The sequence below is a fragment of the Calderihabitans maritimus genome (assembly GCF_002207765.1).
GTDB classification, from domain to species: domain Bacteria; phylum Bacillota; class KKC1; order Calderihabitantales; family Calderihabitantaceae; genus Calderihabitans; species Calderihabitans maritimus.
In genome coordinates this window covers 26,905-48,571 of sequence record NZ_BDGJ01000003.1, presented here as the reverse complement: position 1 = coordinate 48,571, position 21,667 = coordinate 26,905, and the positions used below count along the sequence as shown (strand labels likewise).

Below are 21,667 nucleotides of genomic sequence, written 5' to 3'. Positions count from 1 at the left end.
CGAGCGTCCAGTTTAAACCGGACTAGCCGTCCAGTTTGAACCGGAATCGGTATCCAATTTGACCGGAATACGCAAAAGGAAGAAATAGTTAGAGCGCGCCTCCCCTTGCAAAACCCGCGTCAGGCAGCCCTCGCCTTTGTGGGGATGGTCAATTATTTTGCCGCTCACTATATCTTAAACCCTGAGGAACCATTTTCGCCGGACAAGAATGCCCGTTTTGTGGTGGAACTTTTCTTAAAGGGAATACTGTCTGTAGATGGAATTTGATTAATTTTTTAGTTGAGAAGACCTGCTATTTAGCAGGCCTTTTTGTTTGCCACATATTCTTGCCTTCCGGTGGAACACTAATACAATTAGATTAGCCCCTGGAACAGGAGCGACTGTTTCCATGCTTTTCATACTTCTGATAGTTTTAAGTTTCTTATTATTACCTCTTCTTCCTGTGTATTTTGATGTGCGATACCGCTGGCAGGAAAAAGATGAGCGCTTTCAGATAAAGCTCTACCTGTGGCGCGGCTTGGTCAGTCGCCTGGAGGTTCCACTACTTCAATGGCAGGGTAGAAATCTGTCTGCTATTTTTCGGTTAAAAGCCGGCAAGGATAAAGAAGGTAAGGTTTTAGCCAGGCGCAAGGTCAAAGTTCCCTGGTTTAAATTTCCTAAAGTTATGTCCTTATCGGCTCCTAGTGTTGCGTTTCTATGGAGAATCATTCAGATCAACCGTTATCTATTAGGGAAGGTTAACTGCATAAGGGTGCGCTGGGTAACAGAAATCGGTTTTAACGATCCTGCGGTTACGGGAATAGCGGTAGGGTTTCTGTGGGGGGTCAAAAGTTACCTGTATCATCACTTCCGGCGGGTCGTGAAAGTAGACTGTGTTGACCCGGTAATCAGGGTAATTCCCCATTTTACCGGTTCCAGGCTACAAATGGATTATCATTGTATATTCGCCATTCGATTAGGCTATATTATAATTGCAGGTTTTAAAGTCATCTGGAGCTTCATACGCCTATTTTTCCTGAAGGGGGTAACGGGACGTGCCGGATAATCATCCCATCGAGACGCTTATGAAAACGGCCATGGAAAGCATTAAGGAAATGGTAGATGTAAATACCGTGGTGGGCGACCCGGTAGAAACTCCTGACGGCAGCGTAATTGTTCCCGTTTCGCGGGTGAGTTGCGGCTTTGTTGCCGGGGGAGGCGAGTATGAAAGCGGTGATACCGGCGGCAAGAACGAGGCTAACAGCCTGCCTTTCGGCGGGGGTAGCGGTGCCGGGGTTTCGGTACAGCCGGTTGGTTTCCTGGTAGTAGGGAATAACCAGATCCGGTTGCTCCCCGTAGACGGCAATACAACTATCGATCGCTTGATAGACCTGACTCCCCAGGTTTTGAACCAGATACAATCACTGTTGGGAAGGGGAGAGAGGGAAGAGAAAGAAAAGCATTAAGGAACTTTTTTCTCCAGGGAGACCGCAAGGTCTCCCTTAAATTTTGCTAGAGGGCCGTTCTAGATTGTCCCATGTTTTCATAAATTTTACCATGAAAGACCGAAACCGGAGGTAGAGGCATGGTTAACGTTGTCTGGCTTCTCCTTTTGCTTACCGGAATAGTAGTAGCGGCCCTCAACGGAGATGTAGAAGTTGTAACCACAGCGGCCTTGCAGGCTGCCCAGACGGGAGTCAACATTGCTTTGGAGATTATAGGACTGATGGCCCTTTGGTTGGGCCTCATGCGTATTGCGGAAGAAGCGGGCATGGTGAGGTTTTTAGCCCGGCTGGTAAGGCCGGTGATGGAGTTTCTGTTTCCCAGCGTCCCCAAAGGTCACCCAGCCATGGGGGCTATCATTATGAACCTCAGCGCCAACATCTTGGGCTTGGGGAACGCGGCTACTCCCTTCGGGCTTAAAGCCATGCAGGAGCTACAGAGGCTGAACGATAATCCGGAGGAAGCCACCGAAGCCATGTGTACTTTTCTGGCCCTGAACACATCGTGTATAACCCTTATTCCGGCGACGATTATCGGTATTCGCGTGGCTGCCGGTTCCTCCAACCCGACTGAAATCGTGGGGCCCACCATTTTCGCTACTGCTACCGGTATGGTGGTGGCGGTAATAGCCGACCGGGTTTTACGACGGCGCTGGGCTAAACGTCATAGGAGGTAAGAGTATGCTGTCGGTCGTAATATCCGAGATTTCCCGCTGGGCCATTCCCGCCCTGTTGTTTTTTATACCGTTGTTGGGTTACCTGCGGGGAGTTAAAGTATATGAAGTTTTTGTGCAGGGAGCAGAAGAAGGCTTCAGTACGGCCGTTCGTATCATACCCTTTCTAGTCGGGATGCTGGTAGCCATTGCCGTGTTCCGGGAATCCGGGGCCATGGAACTCTTGGTGAGGCTCATAAATCCGGTTATGCGGGTGGTGGGAGCGCCCCCGGAAGTTTTACCCCTGGCGGTTATGCGTCCCCTGTCCGGCGGCGGTGCCCTGGGCATTGCCGCTGAGCTGATCAGTGCTTACGGTCCGGACTCCTTTATCGGCCGATTGGCTTCCGTCATGCAGGGCAGCACTGATACCACCTTCTACGTGCTCACCGTTTATTTCGGTTCCGTAGGAGTACGCCGCTACCGGTATGCGTTAACCCTAGGCCTTCTGGCAGATGTCTCAGGTCTTTTGGCTTCTCTGCTTATTTGTAATTTGTTGTTTCGTTGAAAAAGCGCCTCAGGGCATTCAGTTTTAATTTAATGGAGTATTACTGTTAAATAAGATATTTCAAAAACTTTTCACATTGTCGAACAGAAAATGCCAGTAAACAACAGGAAATAACGATGAAACAGAGAATTTTAAATTGTAAGAACGAGGAACGAGGTTTGATAATATCGAACAACATAGTAAATCGAAATGAGTCTGGGCAGGAGGGAGGCGGATGGTTGGGGAACAGCTATCTCTAACCAGAAACAAATTCGGGGACAGCTCTGGAAAAGCTGGTTAAACCCATGTGGGTTTGGGTTGGCGCTGCAGTTGTTGTTCTAATGGTCCTGACTTATATCCCTGGACTCGTGACGTGGCTTCCACACTTTCTGTTCAACCGATTAGTTGTTGTGGCGGGGGGTAGTTTCATCTTGAAAGTAAAAGTTAAACTGCTGGCACCTTTTAAGTTTTGGAACGGTATTGAGCAGGCGGAATTAGAGATACCTAGAAATAGTAAAGCTAGCGAACTGGTCAGTTTGATTGCCGAGAAAAGCAACATAGATAAATATGGCCGAGACCAGGTGATGATTCTTGCTGGCGATAGAATAGTTGGTCCCAATGACCTGGTCCCAGAAGGGATGGAAATATGGGTTATGTTACAGCCTATGGGAGGTTAAGGTGATGTGGCTATGAAGGGTGGTTATGCTGGTAAGATTTTGTGGGTAAATTTGACGGAAAGGAAATGGTGGGAAGAAGAAATTAAGAGCGATTATGCTTCCAAATGGTTGGGAGGGAGCGGTTTTGGTGCCGTTACATTAGCCAGGAATACCGGTGCAGAAACAGACCCGCTGGGGGAGGGCAATGTTCTGGGATTTTTTACCGGACCGCTCACGGGTACGATGGTACCGTCTTCGGGTCGGCATTCGGTAGTCGGTAAGTCGCCGTTAACCGGGATCTGGGGAGAAGCTAGTGTCGGAGGCAGTTGGGGGCGAGAACTAAAAAGGGCCGGCTATGATGGTGTAGTACTGCTGGGGAAGGCCGACAGTCCGGTATACCTCTGGATAAACGAAGGTGGAGTAGAAATAAGAGATGCTTCGGAGCTGTGGGGGCTGGATACCTATCAAACTGCAGAGAGGCTCCAGGAATTCCATCCTGGTGCTCAAGTGTGTGCTATTGGTCCTGCGGGGGAACGTTTAGTTAGAATTGCCGGGATTTTTACCGATGGTAAGGAAGGACGGGCTGCAGCGCGCTGCGGCTTGGGAGCGGTTGCAGGTTCTAAGAAGCTGAAAGCTCTTGTAGTACAGGGAACAAGAAGACCAAACCTGGCTGCTGAAGAAGAACTAAAGATTAAAGTAAAAGAGGCTATAAAAAGAATCAAAGAAAAAACCAAGGGTCTCAGGGAATTCGGTACGGCAGGTCTGGTAATACCTTGCGAGCAAATAGGCGATTTCCCTGTGAGAAACTGGCGGGATGGAAAGTGGGAAGAAGGAGCCAAAAACATTAGCGGTCCACGGATGGTTGAGACTGTACTCAGCGGCCGCTTTCACTGTGCAGGCTGCCCTATAGGTTGCGGGCGGCGGGTAAACATTACCACCGGGCCCTATAAGGGAGTCAGTGGGGGTGGCCCCGAGTATGAAACTCTTGGCCTGATGGGAGGTTCCTGCCTTATAGATAACCTGGAAGCTATCTGCTATGCTAATGAGCTCTGCAACCGTTACGGCATAGACACGATAGATGCAGCAAATCTAATCGCTTTCAGCATAGAAGCTTTCGAACAAGGTATTATTGGGAAAGAAGATACAGGTGGTTTGGCTTTGCGGTGGGGTGACCCCGCGATTTTAATTGAACTTATTCACCAGTTAGGGCAGAACAAGGGCTTCGGGTCTGTTCTGGCCAAGGGATTTAAGGGTGTACTTGCCGAGTTTGGCTCGGAGGCAGAAGAATTTGCCATCCATGTTAAAGGTATGGGGTTTCCGGCTCATGATCCAAGGGCGTACAACAGTATAGCTGTAGGATACGCTACCGCAAACAGAGGGGCGTGTCATTTGGAAGGGTTTAGCCATGCCTTTGAGCGCAACGTGGCCATGCCGGAATTTGGGCTGAATGAGCCGCTTGACCGGTTTTCTGTTGAAGGAAAAGGGAAACTAGTAGCCTTGGCTCAAAATCTCATGAGTGTTTTTGACTCGCTGGCATTATGTAAGTTTCTGTTGTTTGGCGGGGTCCAAATAACGGATTTGGCTGAGTGGGTTAATTTGGCCACGGGCTTGGACTTGACTCCGGAAAAACTAATGAAAATTGGAGAGAGGATATTTAATCTTAAACGCCTTTACAACGTAAAATGCGGCATCAGTCGTAAGGATGATGTTCTGCCGCCGCGTATCCTCAAACAAAAACGGGGGAGTGGAGGAGCAGCTGAAAATTTACCTCCTTTGGATAAGATGCTCGACGAGTATTATTCTGTCCGCGGCTGGAACGAGAACGGTATTCCAACCCGGGAAACACTGGAAAGTTTGGACCTAAGTGAGTTTATAGTTAGCGGGAGGGAGTAATTCAGTGGAAGGATTTGCGTTTCAACTGCAGACTAGAGTCTGTTTTGGTGTCAATGAGGTGTTTAACATCGGTAACAAGTGTCGCGAATACAATGCGATGCGGGTTTTTATTGTTACAGATCAGGGAGTTGTTGAAGCTGGCATTCTTGAACAAGTTAAAAAGGTAGTAAATGACGCGGGAATAGAAACTGTGGTTTTTGATGAGGTTGAACCGGATCCGAGCCTGGAGACTGTTCACCGCTGTGCTTCACGTTTTAGGGAGAAGAATTGCGATCTCATTTTAGCGGTGGGCGGGGGTAGCCCGGTTGACACGGCAAAGGGCGCCCGAGTAGTAGTGGAAAACAGCGGTCATATCAGGGACTATGCTGGTGTGAACAAGGTTCCCAAAGCTCCGGCTATACCTCTTATAGCAGTTCCTACGACTTCTGGTACAGGCAGTGAAGTTACGATGTTTGCTGTTCTGTCCGATTGGGAAAATAATATGAAAATAACCGTTGCAAGCCCCTATTTGGCACCCGAGCTTGCTTTAGTTGATCCGCTTCTTACATTAACGGCGCCGCCCTCCGTAACTGCGGCGAGCGGAATAGATGCTTTGGCTCACGCTATAGAAACGTACGTATCCCTTAAGGCCCAGCCACCCGCTGAAGTGCTCGCTCTAAGAGCTATTGAACTTATTGGAGAAAGTCTTAGACCCGCGGTTGCTAACGGGAGCGATGAAGAAGCGCGTACTAAAATGTCTCTAGGTAGTCTATTAGCTGGTATGGCGTTCAACAATTCTTTATTAGGTCTTACTCATTCCATCGGAGCGGCTTTAAGCGGCCACGCGCATGTAAGACATGGAGTAGCTATAGGGCTGCTTCTGCCCCATGTAATGGAGTTTAACGCCATGGCCAGATTGGAAAAGTTTAGGGACATCGCAGTTGCTTTGGGTGAGGATGTAAGAGGATTAAATTTAAGAGAAGCAGCTTTCCGTTCAGTTAAAGCTGTGCGCGAGCTGGTTGAAGACATTGCCTTACCACGCCGGCTGAGAGAAGTAGGAGTAACTGAGGACATGATTGAGAGTATGACTGAGGACGCCATGGGACATGGTATGTTAAAGTTTAATCCTCGAAAGGCTACGGAAAAAGACATTGTAGGAATACTTAGGAAGGCTCTATAACAAAAAGGGTGGTGCCAATGAGTTTTCGTTCCCTGCGCAGTTGGTTGAAAACATTAGAAACCAAGGGGTATCTGAAGAAAGTCAAAAGGGAAGTTGACCCGGTATACGAACTGGCTGCTGTGGCTAAGAAGGCTGACGGGCAGTGGGCTGTGAAGTTTGAAAAAGTGAAAGGGTATTCTGTTCCTGTAGTAGCCGGAATATTGCATAACAGGCAGCTGATTGCTGAAGCTATGAAAATAAACGTAGCTGAACTAGTGACTAAATTTGCTGAGGCGCAAGCTAATCCGCTGCCATGCTGCCTAATTGATAGAGAAAAAGCTCCTGTCAAAGAAGTTATAGTCCGGGATAATATTGACCTTGGTAGTATGTTTCCCATCCCGACCCACCACGAGAAGGATGCCGGACCGTACATTACTGCTGCTCTTCTTATTGCCAAAGACCCTTGCACTGGAGTACGTAACGTCTCCATTCATAGGCTTCAGCTGCTGGGTCCAAACAGGCTGGGTATCTTAATTTTACCCCGCCACCTGTGGCATATTTTTCGGCAGGTGGAAGAAAAAGACCAGCCGTTGGAGATTGCTCTGGTCATCGGTGTAGATCCCCTTACCTTACTGGCATCGCAGGCAATTACACCCTTTGGAGTGGATGAACTGGAGATTGCCAGTGCCTTGCATGGAGAACCTCTTCAGTTGGTAAAATGTGAAACAGTGGATATAGAAGTACCAGCTCATGCAGAAATAGTCCTGGAAGGACGGTTGCTACCCGGGGTGCGGGAGATAGAAGGTCCGTTTGGTGAGTATCCGAAGTACTACGGTCCTGCCAGTAAAAAGCCCGTAATCGTTATTGATGCTGTTACCTGTAGACGCCGGCCGATATATCAAACCATTGTAGCGGCAACAAGGGAGCATTTGCTCTTGGGAGCTATTCCACGGGAGGCTACACTCTTCCAAATGGTTAGGCAGGCAGTTCCTACGGTTCGGGCAGTGCACTTAACTCCTGGAGGCACATGTCGCTACCACGCTGTTATAGCTATCGATAAGAGACATGAAGGAGAGGCAAAAAACGCCATATTTGCTGCCTTTGCCAGTAGTGCGGAGGTTAAACATGTAGTAGTTGTAGATAAGGATGTAGATATCTTTAATCCTGAAGATGTAGAGTGGGCTATTGCTACTCGGTGTCAGGCGAGCAAAGATGTTATTATAATTTCTCAAGCCCATGGAAACAGACTTGACCCATCCAGTGATGACGGCTTGAGTGATAAAATGGGCATTGATGCAACCGTACCGCTTAGTGCTCCCGCGGAACGTTTTGAGAGAATCAGAATCCCCGGTTTTGAGAAAATCAGGCTGGAGGAGTACTTAGGGGATTGAGAGCAATGTGGGGTGGCTGTTCGGTAACGATGAAGTCTTCAGTGGATAGCAATTAAGCGGAAACTTACCATAATTTTTTATCGAAACTAAAATAGCGGATACGAAACAGGAAATTTGGACAAGAAAGAGAATTTATTTAGTAAGACGGTCGATAATATCGAACAAAATGTGGGGCGGTTGAAACAAATGCCAGGCAAAGATGTTTATAACCCAAATGTTAAAGTGCAGGCGGTGGCAAGAGCCATATCAATTATTGAATTACTGGCCAAGGCAGGCGAAATGAGTCTGGGGGAAATTGCCCGTGAGCTCCAGTTACCTAAGTCGACAATACATGGCTTGTTGAGTACTTTAAAAGAATTTGAATTCATCGAACAGTCGCCTTTTAGCGGTAAATACAAATTAGGACTTCGCCTTTTTGAAATTGGAAGTGCTGTAGCTAGGAACTGGGATGTAAGGGCAGTGGCGGCGCCGTATCTTCAGAAATTGGTAGATGAATGCTGCGAAACGGTGCACCTGGTAGTGCTCGATAAAGGCGAAGTGCTTTACATTGATAAGCGGGAGAGTCGGCAGTCGTTACGCATAGTTTCAGAAGTAGGAACGAGACTACCCGCTCACTGTACAGGGGTGGGTAAGGTCCTGCTGGCTTATTCATCTCCCAGTGAAGTTCGGCGCATAATAGCTGAAAAGGGTTTGCGGCGTTTTACCAAGAACACTATCACTGACCCCGAGAAACTGGCGGAGGATTTGGCTAGAATCCGCCAGCAGGGATACGCTGTAGATAACGAGGAAATAATGGATAGCCTGCGTTGTGTAGCGGCACCTATTCGAAACCATGAAGGAAGAGTAATTGCGGCCATGAGCATTGCGGGGCCTGTGGCGCGTCTTTCGGGAGAACGGTTTCAGAAAATGGTCAAACTGGTGGTAGAGACAGCGCATGAGATTTCCCGAGCCTTGGGTTACCGTCCGGCGGCAGACGGTATGGCAGGGAGTTATGAAGCATCTGTCTATTAAACTGCATGAGAACGAAAGAGGTATAAACTGCTCTTAAAATGCGCCTTCGGGCGCTTTATTTTTTTAGCTGTCTTGGTACGACCTTATTGAAAAGGTTTCGATATTATCGAATAAAAAATTATAAAAAAAAGAGGAAATGCTAAAACAATAAGAGAATTTAAATAATAGAAACGCAGTTCGATAATATCGAATGAAACAATTGCTTAAAGACATTTGGAGAAAGGCATTACTGGTGGTGTGAGCGTTGTACAATTTCTGAACCGAACGAAACATTAGCGGCCTGCGTTAGAGGAGGAGATTTTGTTGGATATTCGAGAACATCTCTTTGCTGAGCTGCACCAAAAGGTTTTTGGCTTTGAAATTAGGGTTAACCAAGCAGGAGTCTTGGCTGGGGTCAGGAAGGCTGTTGAGTTTGCTACAGAATTGGGATTGAAAATTGAGTTCTTCTCTCAGGACGGTGACCGGGTGGAACCGGGGCATTGCGTTTTCCGCGGTAAGGGTGAGGCGGAAAAAATCGTACGGGCGGAGGAAATGATGCTGGGCTGCCTGGGCAAGCCGTCGGGGGTTGCCACGGCAGCGAACCGGGCAGTAGAGCTTGCTGGTGAACGACTAAAAGTGGTGTGCGGCGCCTGGAAAAAGGTGGCTGCTGAAGTGCGCCAGGAACTTCGCCAGGCCATCAAACTGGGGGGTGCTGGCATTAGAATAACCGAGGAGCCGTTTGTATATTTAGACAAAAATTATATCCGCATGTTAGGGGGTATTACGCCGGCCGTTGAACGGGCCAAAATGCTGCCGGGGCGGAGCGTAGTAGTGCAATTGCGAGGTAACGGCCCGGCTATTGAAGGCGAAGCAAAAGAGGCAGTAGAGGCTGGAGCCGGCATCCTGATGATAGATACGGGAGACGAAGCTGATCTAAAACGAGTTATTGAGCTGGCCCAACGGGATGGGTGGCGAGACCGGGTTAAAATAGCCTTTGCGGGAGGAGTTACTTTTGATAAAATACCGCGGCTGGCAAATTTAGGGGCAGACATAGTAGATGTGGGGCGGGCCATTATAGATGCACCGCTTCTGGACTTCCGGCTGGATGTTACTGGATAGAAAGGCGGGTTAAAATGAATTGGAATTTGCTAGAAAAGACTACTTTTTGGATTGAAGGCGTTCAGTTGGAGAAGGCCGATCTGGGATTAATCGCCAGAGAAGCAGCGGCCGTACTGGGACTAGCACCTCACGAAGTTTTGGTAGTTGACGTAAGGCCAAACCTGATAGCTTTTGATATATTACGGCGGGAGGTGCCGGCAGAGGCTGTAGCCGGCAAAGGTGAAGAGCTTATGGAGCGTCTCCGGCGTATTCCGGGAGTTACCATGAATAGTCCTGAAATTCACTCAGAAGGCGTCTTGGGTCTTATAGCCTTGGATCCTGGTGAAGCCAGAGATGTATTACGAGCTTCCTCTGAGTTGGCCAACAGGGTAGCTGATACAGTGAGCAAACGGGCGCTAGTCTTTGCTTCAGGGAGTGAAGTTTTGGCGGGAAATATCAAAGACACCAATTCTCCTTACTTGATAGCTGCCTTAAAGCAGGCTGGCTACAAGGCCGAGTACGGTGGTATTTTACCTGATGATGCAGATGCAAGTGCAGCCAGATTGGAAGATGCTTTAGGGAAGGGCTACGGACTGATCGTGACCACCGGCGGGGTGGGAGCTGAAGATAAAGACTTTACCGTAGAGGCTGTTTTGAGACTAGATCCGGAAGCCAGTACGCCATATATTTTAAACTTCACTCCTGATGGCTTGCGCCATCATAAAGACGGCGTCAGGATTGCCGTTGGGGAGGTAGGAGTAACAAAGCTAATTGCCCTGCCGGGACCCCACGACGAGGTCAAGCTAGCCTGTGAATATCTCCTCGAGGGGCTGCGCAAAGGGCTTAGCAAAGATAGCCTGGCCCAGGTTATCGCCTCTGCTCTGCGGGAGCGGTGGCAAAAGTTTATGCATGGAGGTGGAGAAACAATTGGATGTACAAGAACTAGCCTTAAAGTTACTTGAGGCTGAAAAGAACAGGCAACCCATTGAACCGCTTACGGTGACCTATCCAGAACTCACCGTAGAAACTGCCTATCGCATTCAGCTGGCAGGAGTAGAAAAAAAAGTAAAAAGCGGGCGTAAAATCATCGGCAAAAAAATAGGGCTTACCAGCAGGGGGATGCAACAGCTTCTGGGCGTAAACGAACCGGATTACGGCCATCTGTTGGACCACATGCTGGTACCTGAGGGTGAAGCGGTACCACGCGAGTCCTTACTGCAGCCCAAAGTCGAAGGAGAAATTGCTTTTATCCTGAAGGAAACCTTGCGGGGTCCAGGCGTGACCATAGCGGATGTGTACCGCGCTACCGAAGGGGTAATGCCGGCTATAGAAATAGTGGATAGCCGGATTCGCGACTGGAAGATTAAGCTTCCCGATACGGTAGCTGATAATGCTTCCAGTGCGCTTTTCGTACTTGGCGGGCGCATGTTACCGCTGAAGGACCTTGATCTGAGACACATAGGCATGGTTTTAGAGAAAAACGGCGAGCTGGTAAACACAGGTGCGGGGGCTGCTGTGTGGGGGCATCCTGCGGCAGCAGTAGCCTGGCTGGCCAATAAGCTTAGTGAATTTGACATCGCCCTTGAAGCAGGTGAAATTATCCTGTCCGGTGCCTTTACCGCCGCCGTTGACGCCGCTAAAGGCGATGTATTCCATTTTTCCTTCCATAGCTTAGGTTCTGTATCCTTGCGAATTATCTAGGAGGTGGAAGCACATGGATAAAATCAAAGTAGCTATCATTGGACCAGGCAACATAGGTTCAGACCTGATGTACAAGATCCGGCGCAGCCCGTACCTCCAATTGGAAATGGTGGCGGGCATTGTTGAATCAGAAGGGATTAAGCGAGCGCGTTCATTTGGAGTCAAGACCACTATCGAAGGCATCGGGCCGATACTGGAAGACGAAGACATAAAAATCGTTTTTGATGCTACCGGCGCCAAACCGCACCTTCAGCATGCTCCTCTTTTGAAGGAGGCGGGTAAAATTGCCATTGACCTTACGCCGGCGGCAGTTGGGCCTTATGTGGTTCCGCCCGTGAACTTGCACGAAGTGGCGGAAGAGCCCAATTTGAACCTGGTGACCTGCGGTGGGCAGGCGACGGTACCTATAGTTCACGCCATTAACCGGGTTGCTGGGGCGCGCTATGCCGAAATTGTAGCGGCCATAGCCAGCAAGAGCGCGGGTCCTGGCACTAGACAAAATATTGATGAATTTACCCAAACCACGGCAAAAGCTTTAAGAATAGTCGGCGGCGCTCAAAAAAGTAAGGCTATTATTATCTTAAACCCGGCCGAGCCTCCCATTATGATGACTAACACTGTTTATGTGGAAGTGGAAAAACCGGATGAAAAAGCCATCCGGGAATCGGTACTAGCCATGGTCAAAGAGGTCCAGAGCTACGTTCCTGGATATAAGCTTCGCGTACCTCCTATCCTGGACGGTAACAAAGTGACCACTATTATCCAGGTGGAAGGGGCAGGTGACTTTTTGCCCAAGTATTCCGGAAATTTGGATATCATAACCGCAGCTGCTGTAGCAGTTGGTGAGCGTTTGGCGCAAAGGATGCTGAAGAAAGGTGGGGTAGCTGTATGGGAGAAGCAAAGCGCGTGCATTTAGTTGACTCCACGCTAAGGGATGGGAGTCACGCCGTTAGCCACCAGTTTACTCCCGAACAGGTGGCCAAGATAGCCGAGGGCCTGGATGCATCGGGGGTAGAGTACATCGAAGTTTCGCATGGAGACGGACTGGCAGGGTCCTCCTACAACTATGGCTGGGCCGCTGCCAGTGACGAAGAATATCTCAGAGCCGCTGCTTCGGTCATCAAACGAGGCAAATTGACGGTCCTTCTGCTTCCGGGTATTGGGACCCAGGAAGATTTAGAAATGGCCCGGGACTGCGGTGCCCAGGCCGTTCGAGTGGCGACCCATGTTACTGAAGCTGATATAGGTGAACAGCATATTGGTCTGGCCAAGAAGCTGGGCATGAAGGCCTTCGGATTTCTAATGCTTTCCCACATGGTGCCGCCGGAAAAAGTGGCGGAACAGGCCAAACTCTTTGAATCTTACGGGGCAGAAGTTATTTACGTAGCCGACTCAGCCGGTGCCATGCTGCCTGATGATGTAAAAGCGCGAGTTGGCGCCGTATGTGATGCAGTTAATGTACCGGTAGGTTTTCACGCCCATAACAACCTTTCTATGGCTACAGCCAACAGCCTGGCTGCTCTGGAGGCGGGGGCAACCTATATTGACTGCTGTTTGAGAGGCCTGGGGGCAGGAGCAGGAAATACGCAGACGGAAGTGCTGGTGGGAGTGCTCCGAAAATTTGGTTATGAAACAGGAGTGGACTTTTACAAGGTAATGGACGTGGCTGAAGAAATCCTGGAGCCGCTCATGCACCGTCCTCAAGTAATACGCAACGCTTCTTTAATGCTAGGGTATGCGGGAGTGTATTCAAGTTTTCTGCTGCATACCTATCGTGCGGCAGAGAAATTTGGCCTTGATCCTCGAGACATACTAGTTGAATTAGGAAGGAGGCGGATGGTCGGGGGGCAGGAAGACATGATTGTTGATGTGGCATACCAACTAGCTCAAAGGAAAGGGGGAGCTTAAAGTTTGAAAGTAGTTAACCTTTTAGCGCAAGTAGATGCGGAGAAATGCATAGGGTGCAAGACATGTGAAAGGGTATGTCCGGTACTTGCTGTCAAAATTGTTGACCGGGTGGCGGTGGTAGACGAAGAAAGATGTCGAGGTTGTGCCGCATGTGAGCAGCGGTGTCCGCAATATGCGGTGACTATGGTGAAGCGTGCGGAGCCTTTAGTAGTAAAAGTTGATTTAGAGGGACTGGATTACAAAGAAATTGCCTCTCTTTGCCGTAAGGCGAACTTTAATCCGGAACAGATAATATGCTACTGCACAGCGACTCGAGCGGAAGAAGTAGCGGCGGCGATATTAAGAGGGGCCAAGACACCGGAAGAGATTTCACTGGTTACCGGAGTGCGGACGGGTTGTAAAGTAGAGTGCATTCAGCCGGTGTTGAGGTTGCTGAGAGCAGCGGGGATAAATCCTGAGCCGCCTGCTAAGGGCTGGCAATGGTACGGTATTACAGTCACTGCCTGGGAAGTGCCGGCAGAAGTCAAAGAAAAACATGGCAAGCGAGGGTTTTACTTTGACGAAGATATCAAAGTTTTAGACCAGGTAGTGGCAACCGCCACATCTGAGGAAAGGAGTGATTCTTAAGTGCGGGCTCCCATTACCCCTATTCCGCCGCGGGAATCCCAGTATGGTATTGATCCTTCCCTGGTAAAGACGAGGGTATCGGAGCTGCCCGGGATGACCTCGGTGCTGCTTAAGGAACTGTTTCCAGATCTTCCGGAAGTAATTTATCCCGGCGAGCAGGGGATTGCTGCAGTGCGGAAGGCGGCAGAAGAAGCGTTGAGGAAAGTGGACATGAGCATGATCAAGCCGGAGCACACGGTAAACGTTCTGGCTTCGCACCACGGTTTCACATTGCTTGGAGGCGAACCGTATGCAGAACTGTTAAAAGCGGTTAAAGACATTATCGAAGAGCGTACCGGGTGTAAAAACATCCGGCTTCGCGCGGGTGTAGGTCTGCGGTTTCGTGAAACGGAAGAATATATCGAACGGTATGGGTTGGACAAGCACTATAATGGAAAGGCCATAGGGGTAGCACCTATTGACGAAGGTATTCCTATCGAGACAGAAATTGGTACCTTGTATGGGATAAAGAAAATTTACGACGCCGACTGGATTGTGCATACTCACCACAGCGATGTGCGGGAGGTTCACTTCCATCGTCAGGTTGACAAAGCCGTCAAACCCTTTGGTATGTCCTACGCTAGGATAGAAACGCGCTCTACCTATCACCAGAACCTTGGCCCGCGGGCAGCGAACTTCATAGCGAGAGCCATCTTTGACTCGCCCTTCGTTCAGAGCAAATTTGCCTTTGCTGCCTTCCTCACTATTGCTCCCAACGGCGTGGTAGGTGTAGACGTGGACAACGACTTGTATGCTTTAAACGACCGGGTAACCTTTACCGGCTGCCAGTACTACGGGAAGATTATGACCCTGTTTGGAGAGATTGACGAGTGCATTGCTGTTCTCGATTTCCCCTGTCCGGTACCCTACGTATTTTCTGCAGGAGTTATTTACGCCAACTTTGCCGGAGCCAATACAGATCTCTATGACCTCGAAAAACCTCTACCGGCCTACACATGGTATACGGAAGCTTTTTACGGCAAGCAAGGTAGACCGCTACTGAAGGATATTCCGCCGGTCAATCCGGCCATTAAGATGTGCGTACACAACTACGCCTGGACTGGTTATCCCAGCGCCTTCTTCTCTGAGCATATTCCTACGGTAGTCGTTGGACAGGAACAGGCGGAGCTTTTCAACCGCGACCCGCAGAATCTGAGCTACATGAAGTATGCGGTAGTGGCGGAAAGCACCGAGGCGGCTATGGAGTTTGCCTATAAGGTCACCGGTACCAGAAAGGTAATTATTTTCGACGGTGCCATGGGAGGCATTAACGTCAGCGAGCCGCTGGCGGAGCTGTTACTCAAAAAAGCTCCGGAGGTGAGCCGTAGGGTAGATGAAGAACTGCTGCCCAAGTGGCTGCGGCAGCGGGGCGTGGATCTGTCGGTTTTGAAAAAAGTCGCGGGCTAAAACTAAAACCCCTCCGGCCTCGGGCCGGAGGGGTGTACACAAATTTTTTAGTGGGGAGGATGTAATTAACCATGTCAGTTTCGTCCGAGACGGTTACGGCAAAAAAGAGGACTGTTTGGGAAAAAGGGCCGGGATTTAAAGAGGGATTGTTTGATTTCTGGAGTAAATTAAATTACAATACTATTACTGCAGGTGTCGTAGCTGCTGTTTTTGGATGTACAGGTCCCGCGCTGATTATTATGAACGCTGCTCAAAACGGAAAATTAACGGATGCTCAGACCATATCTTGGCTGTTTGCCGTGTATTTCTTTGGCGGTCTCATCAGTATTGTAATGGGACTCTATTACAAACAACCGATTACCGGTGCCTGGTCTATCCCAGGGGCAGTGATGCTTGTTTCAGCCTTAACTTTATTTCCGTTCAACCAAGTAGTGGGTGCCTACTTACTGGCGGGAATTTTAGTTTTCATTTTGGGTATTTCCGGCCTGATCGGAAAGGTAATGCGCTGGATTCCATTGCCTATAGTCATGGGTATGGTCGCTGGTGCATTGTTTAAATTTGGATTGGGAATTGTTACTTCCACCCAAAAGGCTCCCATAATCGGCGGTGCAGCTCTGGCGGCTTACTTCTTCGGGCAAAGATTAACTAAAAAAATATCTCCAGTCTTATGGTCTTTGATCGTTGGGATTATCGCAGCCGTGTGGGCAGGTGGTTTTAAGTTTACCGATATAAACATTGCCTGGATGCCTCCGCAAATTTTCACACCGTCCTTTTCGTTAGGAGCGTTTCTTGCCATTGCCGTTCCGCTGGCAGTGCTGGTCATAGGCGCTGAGAACGCTCAGGCCTACGGTGTTCTAACGACCCAAGGCTATAAAGTTCCGATAAATGCTATGACTATTATTAGCGGTATAGGAGGAATTATTACATCCTTTTTTGGCGGCCATAACGCTAACATTGCTGGGCCTATGACCGCGATCTGCAGCTCGGAAGAAGCTGGCCCGGATAAGGAAGGACGTTACGCTGCTACTGTTGTTAACGGTATTGTGTTTGGCTCCTTTGGACTATTTGCTAGTATAGCGGTACCGTTTGTAAAGGCCTTACCCAAAGAACTGGTAAGTTTACTTGCGGGTCTTGCCATGATAGGAGTTCTCCTGAGCGCTTTTGAACTGGCGTTTGCTACCAAGAAATTCCGTGTCGGGGCATTTTTCGCTCTGGTAATCGCCATGTCTGGTATCACCTTATTGAAGATCAGCGCTCCTTTCTGGGCTTTAGTTGGTGGCGTTATCGCATCCTTACTGGTGGAACCTCAGGACTTCGAATAATCCGTTCTAAGCCGGGCGGGGTTTAAGCCCCGGCCCGGGTTTATTAATGTAAGGAGCGGGTGTTATGTGGCAAGAACGAGTGCGGCGTATTCAAAATCTTATGGAAGAGCGAAATCTTGATCTTTTGTTTGTGGTGGGTCGGGAAAATTTGATATATTTCGTAGGTACCACCCAGATAGAATGTATGGCGTTGCTCATCCCGAAAGCAGGAGAACCCCAAGCCATCGTACTTTGGCTTGATGCAGCGCATGTGCGGGAGAAGGGCATGGAGGTAGTACCGTACTATTTCCCGCAGGAAACCCTGGTAGATAAAGCGGTTGACTGTTTGAAGAAGGCTGGCTATAAGGCGCCGCGGATTGGTTTTGAAAAGTATTTTGTAGAGTTTAGTGTTTACGAGGGACTTAGAAAGGGATTTCCTGCAGCAGAATTTATCAACGCCACCGAGTTGTTTTATCGTGTGCGGTCAATTAAAGACGAAGATGAAATTGAAAAGATCAGAAAAGCTTCCCAGATACTTTGCAGCGGAATGGAAGCAGCTATCAAAACAATACGTCCAGGGATTTCTGAGCTTGAAGTTCTTGCCGAAGCAGAGTATACCATGTTAAAGGCCGGGTCCAGTGGCTTACCTTTCAGACCACAGATAGTCTCGGGGGAAAAAACCCTCATGAGTCACCCCCATTCCAGCAACAAAGTGATCCAGGAAGGAGAGGTGGTTGTTGTCCACATAGGTGCGACATACGAAGGATACTGCTCCAAAATGTGCCGCACGGTAGCCCTCGGCGATATTCCCCCAGAGCAGGAAAGAACGTATGAACTTCTTCTTCAGGCCCAAGAAGCAGCTATAGGCAAATTGAGAGACGGAGTAACGTCCGAACAGGTAGATGCTGCTGCCCGAGAAGTGATTGCCAAGGCAGGGTTCGAAAAAGCCTTTTTGACCTATATTGGCTACGGAGTAGGGCTTCGGCAGTCAGAGTTTTATCCTATCATTGGCAAAGGCAGGAAAGAAGTAATTCAAAAGAAGATGGTAGTAGACCTGTTATTACCGACTATATATAAAAAAGGTATTGGTGGACCGCGGATAACTGATACGATTCTTGTAAAAGATGATGGTGCCGAAATCTTAACTAATTACCCCAGGGAATTGATCCGGATTTAACGAAGTACAGCCCTGCTTTTTATAAAAAAGTATTTAATTTTGTTAGCCTAGGCTTTTCAAGGCACCGCTGTCTTATAAGCCTTAAAGTATAAAGTATTGGGGTACGAGGAGGAGGAGAATGAATAACACGGCAGAGCATAAACTGGAAAAACTGAAAAACATCCTTTCTGAGATGGGGGGCGTTGTTATAGCCTTTTCCGGTGGCGTGGACAGCACTTTTTTAACGAAGGTAGCCCATGAAGTGCTGGGTGACAAAGCCTTGGCAGTCACGGCTACTTCGGAAACTTATCCTCAGCATGAACTGGAGGAAGCCAAAAGATTGGCCGGCAGCCTGGGTGTACGGCACCTGATAATTCGCTCGGAAGAGCTGGAAGTGCCCGGATTTGCCGACAATCCGCCTGACCGCTGCTACCATTGCAAGAAAGAACTTTTCTCCAAGTTAAAACAGGTTGCCGAAGAACAAGGCCTTGCCTATATAATTGACGGTTCTAATGCAGACGATATCCATGACTATCGGCCGGGGATGAAAGCAATTCGGGAGCTAGGCGTGCGCAGCCCATTGCGTGAGGCGGGGCTGACGAAGGAGGAGATCCGGGAGCTTTCTCGGGCTATGAATTTACCAACCTGGAACAAACCTTCTTTTGCGTGCCTGTCTTCCCGCTTTCCGTATGGGGACAAAATAACTAGGGAGAAACTGAGAATGGTGGGAGAAGCCGAAAACTATTTACGCCAGCTGGGTTTGGAGCAACTCCGGGTAAGACATCACGGCCAGATAGCGCGTATAGAAGTAAAGCCTGACGCATTTCCTCTGATATTGAAAGAAGCTCCTAACATAGTGAGCAAATTGAAAGGCCTGGGTTATAACTACGTGACGCTGGACCTGGAAGGATACCGAACGGGTAGCATGAATGAAGTGTTGAAGGAGGAAAGGCAGGCGTGGACGGCGAACAGCTAAAAACACTGCTTCAGCAGGTTCGGGAGGGGAAAATTTCCGTAGAGCAGGCCTGTGAAAAAATCAGAGTGATGCCCTATCAGGATTTGGGATTTGCCAAGATAGACCACCACCGGGCGATCCGGCAGGGTTTTCCGGAAGTAGTTTACTGTGAAGGGAAAACCGTAGAGCAGATAATAACCATCATAGAACAATTGAACCAGCGGACCGACAGCAACATTCTGGCCACCAGAATGATTCCTCAGGTAGCCGAAAAGGTACTGGCGAAGATACCCCAGGCAGAATATCATGAATTGGCCCGCATGATGGTTATTCAAAAAGGCAAACAAAAGCGAGTCGGCAACGTACTGGTCATGAGCGCCGGCACTTCCGACCTACCGGTAGCGGAAGAAGCAGCACTGACCGCGGAAGCAATGGGGAGCCGGGTTGAACGCCTCTATGACGTAGGGGTTGCCGGCATTCACCGCCTTTTATTAAATCACAAACAACTATTTGCGGCCAGAGTAATTGTGGTGGTAGCAGGGATGGAGGGGGCGTTGGCCAGCGTGGTGGGCGGCTTGGTGGACAAACCCGTTATAGCTGTACCCACCAGTGTCGGTTACGGGGCAAGTTTCAAAGGGCTGGCTGCCCTGCTGACTATGCTTAACAGCTGTGCCTCCGGGGTAGCTGTAGTAAATATTGATAACGGATTCGGTGCCGGCTACACGGCGGCCCTGATCAACAGGATAGGGGAGAAAGAAGAATGAAAATAGCCTATTTTGACTGTTTTGCTGGCATAAGTGGGGACATGACGCTGGGCGCCTTGATAGATGCCGGGTTACAGCCTAAAGATTTAGAAGAGAAATTGCAAGAGTTGAAAATTGGAAAGTTTACCTTAAATTGCCGGAAAATTAAGAAACACGGTATAAGCGCTACCAAAGTGGACGTAATTTTAGAAGACAAAAATTCTTGCCACCGCACTCTCCGGGACATAGAAGAGATAATAGGGCAGAGCAGGCTATCAGATTACGTCAAAGAAACAAGCCTCAAAATTTTTCGCCGATTGGCAGAAGCAGAAGCCCGGGTCCACCGGACCACAGTAGAAGAGGTACACTTTCATGAAGTAGGTGCGGTGGATGCGATAATCGATGTAGTGGGCGCAGTCATCGGCCTGGAGACCATGGGGGTAGAAAAAATCTTGGCTTCCCCGCTTCATGTGGGAACAGGATTTACCAGCTCCATGCACGGGACCATCCCTGTTCCCGCTCCCGCTACCGTGGAACTTACCCGCCATGTGCCTGTATACTCCCGGGGCATTAACCAGGAATTGGTGACCCCTACGGGTGCGGCTATAATCACCGCCTTGGCGCAAGGATTTGGGCCCCTTCCGCCGATGCGTATCGAAGAAATAGGATACGGGGCAGGGGAAAGAGATTTAGAAATTCCCAATCTGTTGCGCCTTTTCATAGGCCAGCCGGCCGGCGAGGACGAATCAAGAACCAGTCATTTGGACGGTAGAAAGGGTCATCAAGAAGTGGCCCTCATGCTGGAGGCCAACCTGGACGACATGAACCCGGAATTCTATGACCACATAATGGATCGGCTGTTCGAAAAGGGAGCACTGGATGTATTTCTTACCAGAGTGCAGATGAAGAAAAACCGTCCCGGGGTGATGATAAGCGTTCTTTCACCGTATAGCAAGTACCAGGAGCTTGTGCAGGTACTTTTGGAGGAGACCACCACTATTGGAGTCAGGCGATATGAAGTTATCAAGAAAAATCTTCCTTATGATTTTGTTGAAGTAGAAACGGAATGGGGTCCGGTTAGGGTTAAGGTGGCCCGGGCCCCGGGTGGCACGTTGAACGTAGCTCCTGAATATGAAGAATGCAGGCAAATTGCTTTGCAACAAGGTATTCCCATAAAGGTTGTTTACGACTTGGTTAAGAATAAGGCGTATGCACTGCTTAAGAAGAAATGAAAATGGAACAAAAGAGCGTGATGCCTGGTCGGTTGGTGACATACTGGCGGATTTCCGGTAAACCCCTTACAGCCTGGTGGCAGTAAGGGTCAGATAGCGGACAAACCCGGGGTAAAACCCCGGGTTTGTCCGCTATCGGGGAGGATAATTTATCTCTCGTTTTTTAAATTTTTTCAAAACAAAGAGGATTTTTAAAAAAGAAGTCGAATAAACTTATAGGAAAAATGAACATCATTCGATAATACCGAACAAAACTAAAAGTTTAGGTTTTGGAGGTGACTGCTTGTGTCTAAGGTGTTGATAGTAGACCCAACTCTATGTACTGGATGCCACCGGTGTGAAATGTGGTGCTCGCTCACAAAATATGGCGAAATAAATCCTTCCCGCAGTAATGTTTATGTGATACGGCGGGAGCCGGGGGTGGATGTGCCCGTAATATGTATACATTGTGGTTTGTGTATAGACGTTTGTCCCCTTGGAGCGCTCAAACGGGATCGAACTACTGACGCAGTCGTGGTGGACAGCGATCTCTGCTCTGGTTGCGGTGCCTGCGTAAAGGTTTGTCCCTACGGAGTACTCAGAATTGATGAAGAAATGGATATAGCGGCCAAGTGTGACTTGTGCAGTGGTTCGCCGGCATGTGCAGACCATTGTCCGCACGGTGCTATTCGATATGAGGATGTGCGCAAAGCTGCGGCCAAGCGCCGGGAGCTTTGGGCTATGGCCCAGGCAGGTAAGATTAGAAGTTAATGGG

23 protein-coding genes are annotated in these 21,667 nt (G+C 49.0%); all 23 read left to right on the top strand.

Annotated features, from left to right (window positions below):
- The first annotated feature begins 105 nt into the window (after positions 1–105).
- A complete protein-coding gene (locus KKC1_RS15925) occupies positions 106–267 on the top strand; it encodes a hypothetical protein (protein ID WP_153802833.1) in 162 nt (53 codons plus the stop codon).
- Positions 268–388: 121 nt separating this feature from the next.
- The gene (locus tag KKC1_RS00910) at positions 389–1,045 is read left to right on the top strand and encodes a DUF2953 domain-containing protein (protein WP_088552634.1); all 657 of its coding nucleotides are present in this window, start codon (positions 389–391) and stop codon (positions 1,043–1,045) included.
- Entirely contained in the window at positions 1,035–1,445 is a 411-nt protein-coding gene (gene ytfJ / locus KKC1_RS00905) for a GerW family sporulation protein (RefSeq protein ID WP_088552633.1), read from the top strand. Before KKC1_RS00910 ends, ytfJ begins: the two co-directional genes overlap by 11 nt.
- Positions 1,446–1,564: 119 nt before the next feature.
- Positions 1,565–2,158 (top strand): nucleoside recognition domain-containing protein, encoded by a 594-nt coding sequence (locus KKC1_RS00900; protein WP_088552632.1) that lies wholly within the window; start codon positions 1,565–1,567, stop codon positions 2,156–2,158.
- Between the two features lie 4 nt (positions 2,159–2,162).
- Entirely contained in the window at positions 2,163–2,699 is a 537-nt protein-coding gene (locus KKC1_RS00895) for a spore maturation protein (protein WP_088552631.1), read from the top strand.
- Positions 2,700–3,109: 410 nt separating this feature from the next.
- The gene (locus KKC1_RS00890) at positions 3,110–3,355 is read left to right on the top strand and encodes a hypothetical protein (RefSeq protein WP_088552639.1); all 246 of its coding nucleotides are present in this window, start codon (positions 3,110–3,112) and stop codon (positions 3,353–3,355) included.
- 12 nt (positions 3,356–3,367) lie between these two features.
- A complete protein-coding gene (locus KKC1_RS00885; protein WP_088552638.1) occupies positions 3,368–5,227 on the top strand; it encodes an aldehyde ferredoxin oxidoreductase family protein in 1,860 nt (619 codons plus the stop codon).
- Between the two features lie 4 nt (positions 5,228–5,231).
- Positions 5,232–6,386 carry an iron-containing alcohol dehydrogenase gene (locus KKC1_RS00880; protein ID WP_088552630.1) on the top strand — a complete coding sequence of 385 codons (1,155 nt, stop codon included), beginning with the start codon at positions 5,232–5,234 and terminating at the stop codon, positions 6,384–6,386.
- 17 nt (positions 6,387–6,403) lie between these two features.
- The gene (locus tag KKC1_RS00875) at positions 6,404–7,756 is read left to right on the top strand and encodes a UbiD family decarboxylase (RefSeq protein ID WP_088552629.1); all 1,353 of its coding nucleotides are present in this window, start codon (positions 6,404–6,406) and stop codon (positions 7,754–7,756) included.
- A gap of 186 nt (positions 7,757–7,942) precedes the next feature.
- On the top strand, positions 7,943–8,767 hold the full coding sequence (locus KKC1_RS00870) for an IclR family transcriptional regulator (RefSeq protein ID WP_088552628.1): 825 nt from the start codon (positions 7,943–7,945) through the stop codon (positions 8,765–8,767).
- A 303-nt stretch (positions 8,768–9,070) separates the two neighbouring features.
- Positions 9,071–9,865: a nicotinate-nucleotide diphosphorylase gene (locus KKC1_RS00865; RefSeq protein WP_088552627.1), complete on the top strand. Its 795-nt coding sequence runs from the start codon at positions 9,071–9,073 to the stop codon at positions 9,863–9,865.
- Positions 9,866–9,879: 14 nt separating this feature from the next.
- Entirely contained in the window at positions 9,880–10,806 is a 927-nt protein-coding gene (locus tag KKC1_RS00860; protein WP_088552626.1) for a molybdopterin-binding protein, read from the top strand.
- On the top strand, positions 10,772–11,545 hold the full coding sequence (locus tag KKC1_RS00855; protein ID WP_088552625.1) for a 2-keto-4-pentenoate hydratase: 774 nt from the start codon (positions 10,772–10,774) through the stop codon (positions 11,543–11,545). Before KKC1_RS00860 ends, KKC1_RS00855 begins: the two co-directional genes overlap by 35 nt.
- Before the next feature lie 13 nt (positions 11,546–11,558).
- Positions 11,559–12,461: an acetaldehyde dehydrogenase (acetylating) gene (locus KKC1_RS00850; protein ID WP_088552624.1), complete on the top strand. Its 903-nt coding sequence runs from the start codon at positions 11,559–11,561 to the stop codon at positions 12,459–12,461.
- On the top strand, positions 12,434–13,453 hold the full coding sequence (gene dmpG, locus KKC1_RS00845) for a 4-hydroxy-2-oxovalerate aldolase (RefSeq protein WP_088552623.1): 1,020 nt from the start codon (positions 12,434–12,436) through the stop codon (positions 13,451–13,453). Before KKC1_RS00850 ends, dmpG begins: the two co-directional genes overlap by 28 nt.
- A 3-nt stretch (positions 13,454–13,456) precedes the next feature.
- Positions 13,457–14,080, top strand: coding sequence for a 4Fe-4S binding protein (locus KKC1_RS00840; RefSeq protein ID WP_088552622.1), 624 nt, complete (start codon positions 13,457–13,459; stop codon positions 14,078–14,080).
- Positions 14,081–15,526, top strand: a complete 1,446-nt coding sequence (locus KKC1_RS00835; protein WP_088552621.1) for a hypothetical protein — start codon at positions 14,081–14,083, stop codon at positions 15,524–15,526.
- Positions 15,527–15,597: 71 nt separating this feature from the next.
- Positions 15,598–16,848 (top strand): benzoate/H(+) symporter BenE family transporter, encoded by a 1,251-nt coding sequence (locus KKC1_RS00830; protein ID WP_088552620.1) that lies wholly within the window; start codon positions 15,598–15,600, stop codon positions 16,846–16,848.
- A gap of 64 nt (positions 16,849–16,912) precedes the next feature.
- Positions 16,913–18,004, top strand: coding sequence for a M24 family metallopeptidase (locus tag KKC1_RS00825; protein WP_088552619.1), 1,092 nt, complete (start codon positions 16,913–16,915; stop codon positions 18,002–18,004).
- A gap of 118 nt (positions 18,005–18,122) precedes the next feature.
- Entirely contained in the window at positions 18,123–18,959 is an 837-nt protein-coding gene (gene larE, locus KKC1_RS00820) for an ATP-dependent sacrificial sulfur transferase LarE (RefSeq protein WP_088552618.1), read from the top strand.
- Positions 18,941–19,702 carry a nickel pincer cofactor biosynthesis protein LarB gene (gene larB, locus KKC1_RS00815; protein ID WP_088552617.1) on the top strand — a complete coding sequence of 254 codons (762 nt, stop codon included), beginning with the start codon at positions 18,941–18,943 and terminating at the stop codon, positions 19,700–19,702. The genes larE and larB overlap by 19 nt, the downstream gene beginning before the upstream one ends.
- Positions 19,699–20,913, top strand: coding sequence for a nickel pincer cofactor biosynthesis protein LarC (larC, locus tag KKC1_RS00810; protein ID WP_088552616.1), 1,215 nt, complete (start codon positions 19,699–19,701; stop codon positions 20,911–20,913). The genes larB and larC overlap by 4 nt, the downstream gene beginning before the upstream one ends.
- 285 nt (positions 20,914–21,198) lie before the next feature.
- Positions 21,199–21,663, top strand: a complete 465-nt coding sequence (locus tag KKC1_RS00805; protein WP_088552615.1) for a 4Fe-4S dicluster domain-containing protein — start codon at positions 21,199–21,201, stop codon at positions 21,661–21,663.
- The last annotated feature ends 4 nt before the right edge of the window (positions 21,664–21,667 follow it).

Excerpts from the sequence above, each read along its gene's own strand:
- KKC1_RS00885 (WP_088552638.1), top strand. The coding sequence starts at position 3,368 with ATGAAGGGTGGTTATGCTGGTAAGATTTTGTGGGTAAATTTGACGGAA.
- KKC1_RS00850 (WP_088552624.1), top strand. The coding sequence starts at position 11,559 with ATGGATAAAATCAAAGTAGCTATCATTGGACCAGGCAACATAGGTTCA.
- KKC1_RS00830 (WP_088552620.1), top strand. The coding sequence starts at position 15,598 with ATGTCAGTTTCGTCCGAGACGGTTACGGCAAAAAAGAGGACTGTTTGG.
- KKC1_RS00825 (WP_088552619.1), top strand. The coding sequence starts at position 16,913 with ATGTGGCAAGAACGAGTGCGGCGTATTCAAAATCTTATGGAAGAGCGA.
- KKC1_RS00895 (WP_088552631.1), top strand. The coding sequence starts at position 2,163 with ATGCTGTCGGTCGTAATATCCGAGATTTCCCGCTGGGCCATTCCCGCC.
- KKC1_RS00875 (WP_088552629.1), top strand. The coding sequence starts at position 6,404 with ATGAGTTTTCGTTCCCTGCGCAGTTGGTTGAAAACATTAGAAACCAAG.
- larC (WP_088552616.1), top strand. The coding sequence starts at position 19,699 with ATGAAAATAGCCTATTTTGACTGTTTTGCTGGCATAAGTGGGGACATG.
- KKC1_RS00910 (WP_088552634.1), top strand. The coding sequence starts at position 389 with ATGCTTTTCATACTTCTGATAGTTTTAAGTTTCTTATTATTACCTCTT.
- dmpG (WP_088552623.1), top strand. The coding sequence starts at position 12,434 with ATGGGAGAAGCAAAGCGCGTGCATTTAGTTGACTCCACGCTAAGGGAT.
- KKC1_RS00870 (WP_088552628.1), top strand. The coding sequence starts at position 7,943 with ATGCCAGGCAAAGATGTTTATAACCCAAATGTTAAAGTGCAGGCGGTG.
- KKC1_RS00900 (WP_088552632.1), top strand. The coding sequence starts at position 1,565 with ATGGTTAACGTTGTCTGGCTTCTCCTTTTGCTTACCGGAATAGTAGTA.
- KKC1_RS00860 (WP_088552626.1), top strand. The coding sequence starts at position 9,880 with ATGAATTGGAATTTGCTAGAAAAGACTACTTTTTGGATTGAAGGCGTT.
- larE (WP_088552618.1), top strand. The coding sequence starts at position 18,123 with ATGAATAACACGGCAGAGCATAAACTGGAAAAACTGAAAAACATCCTT.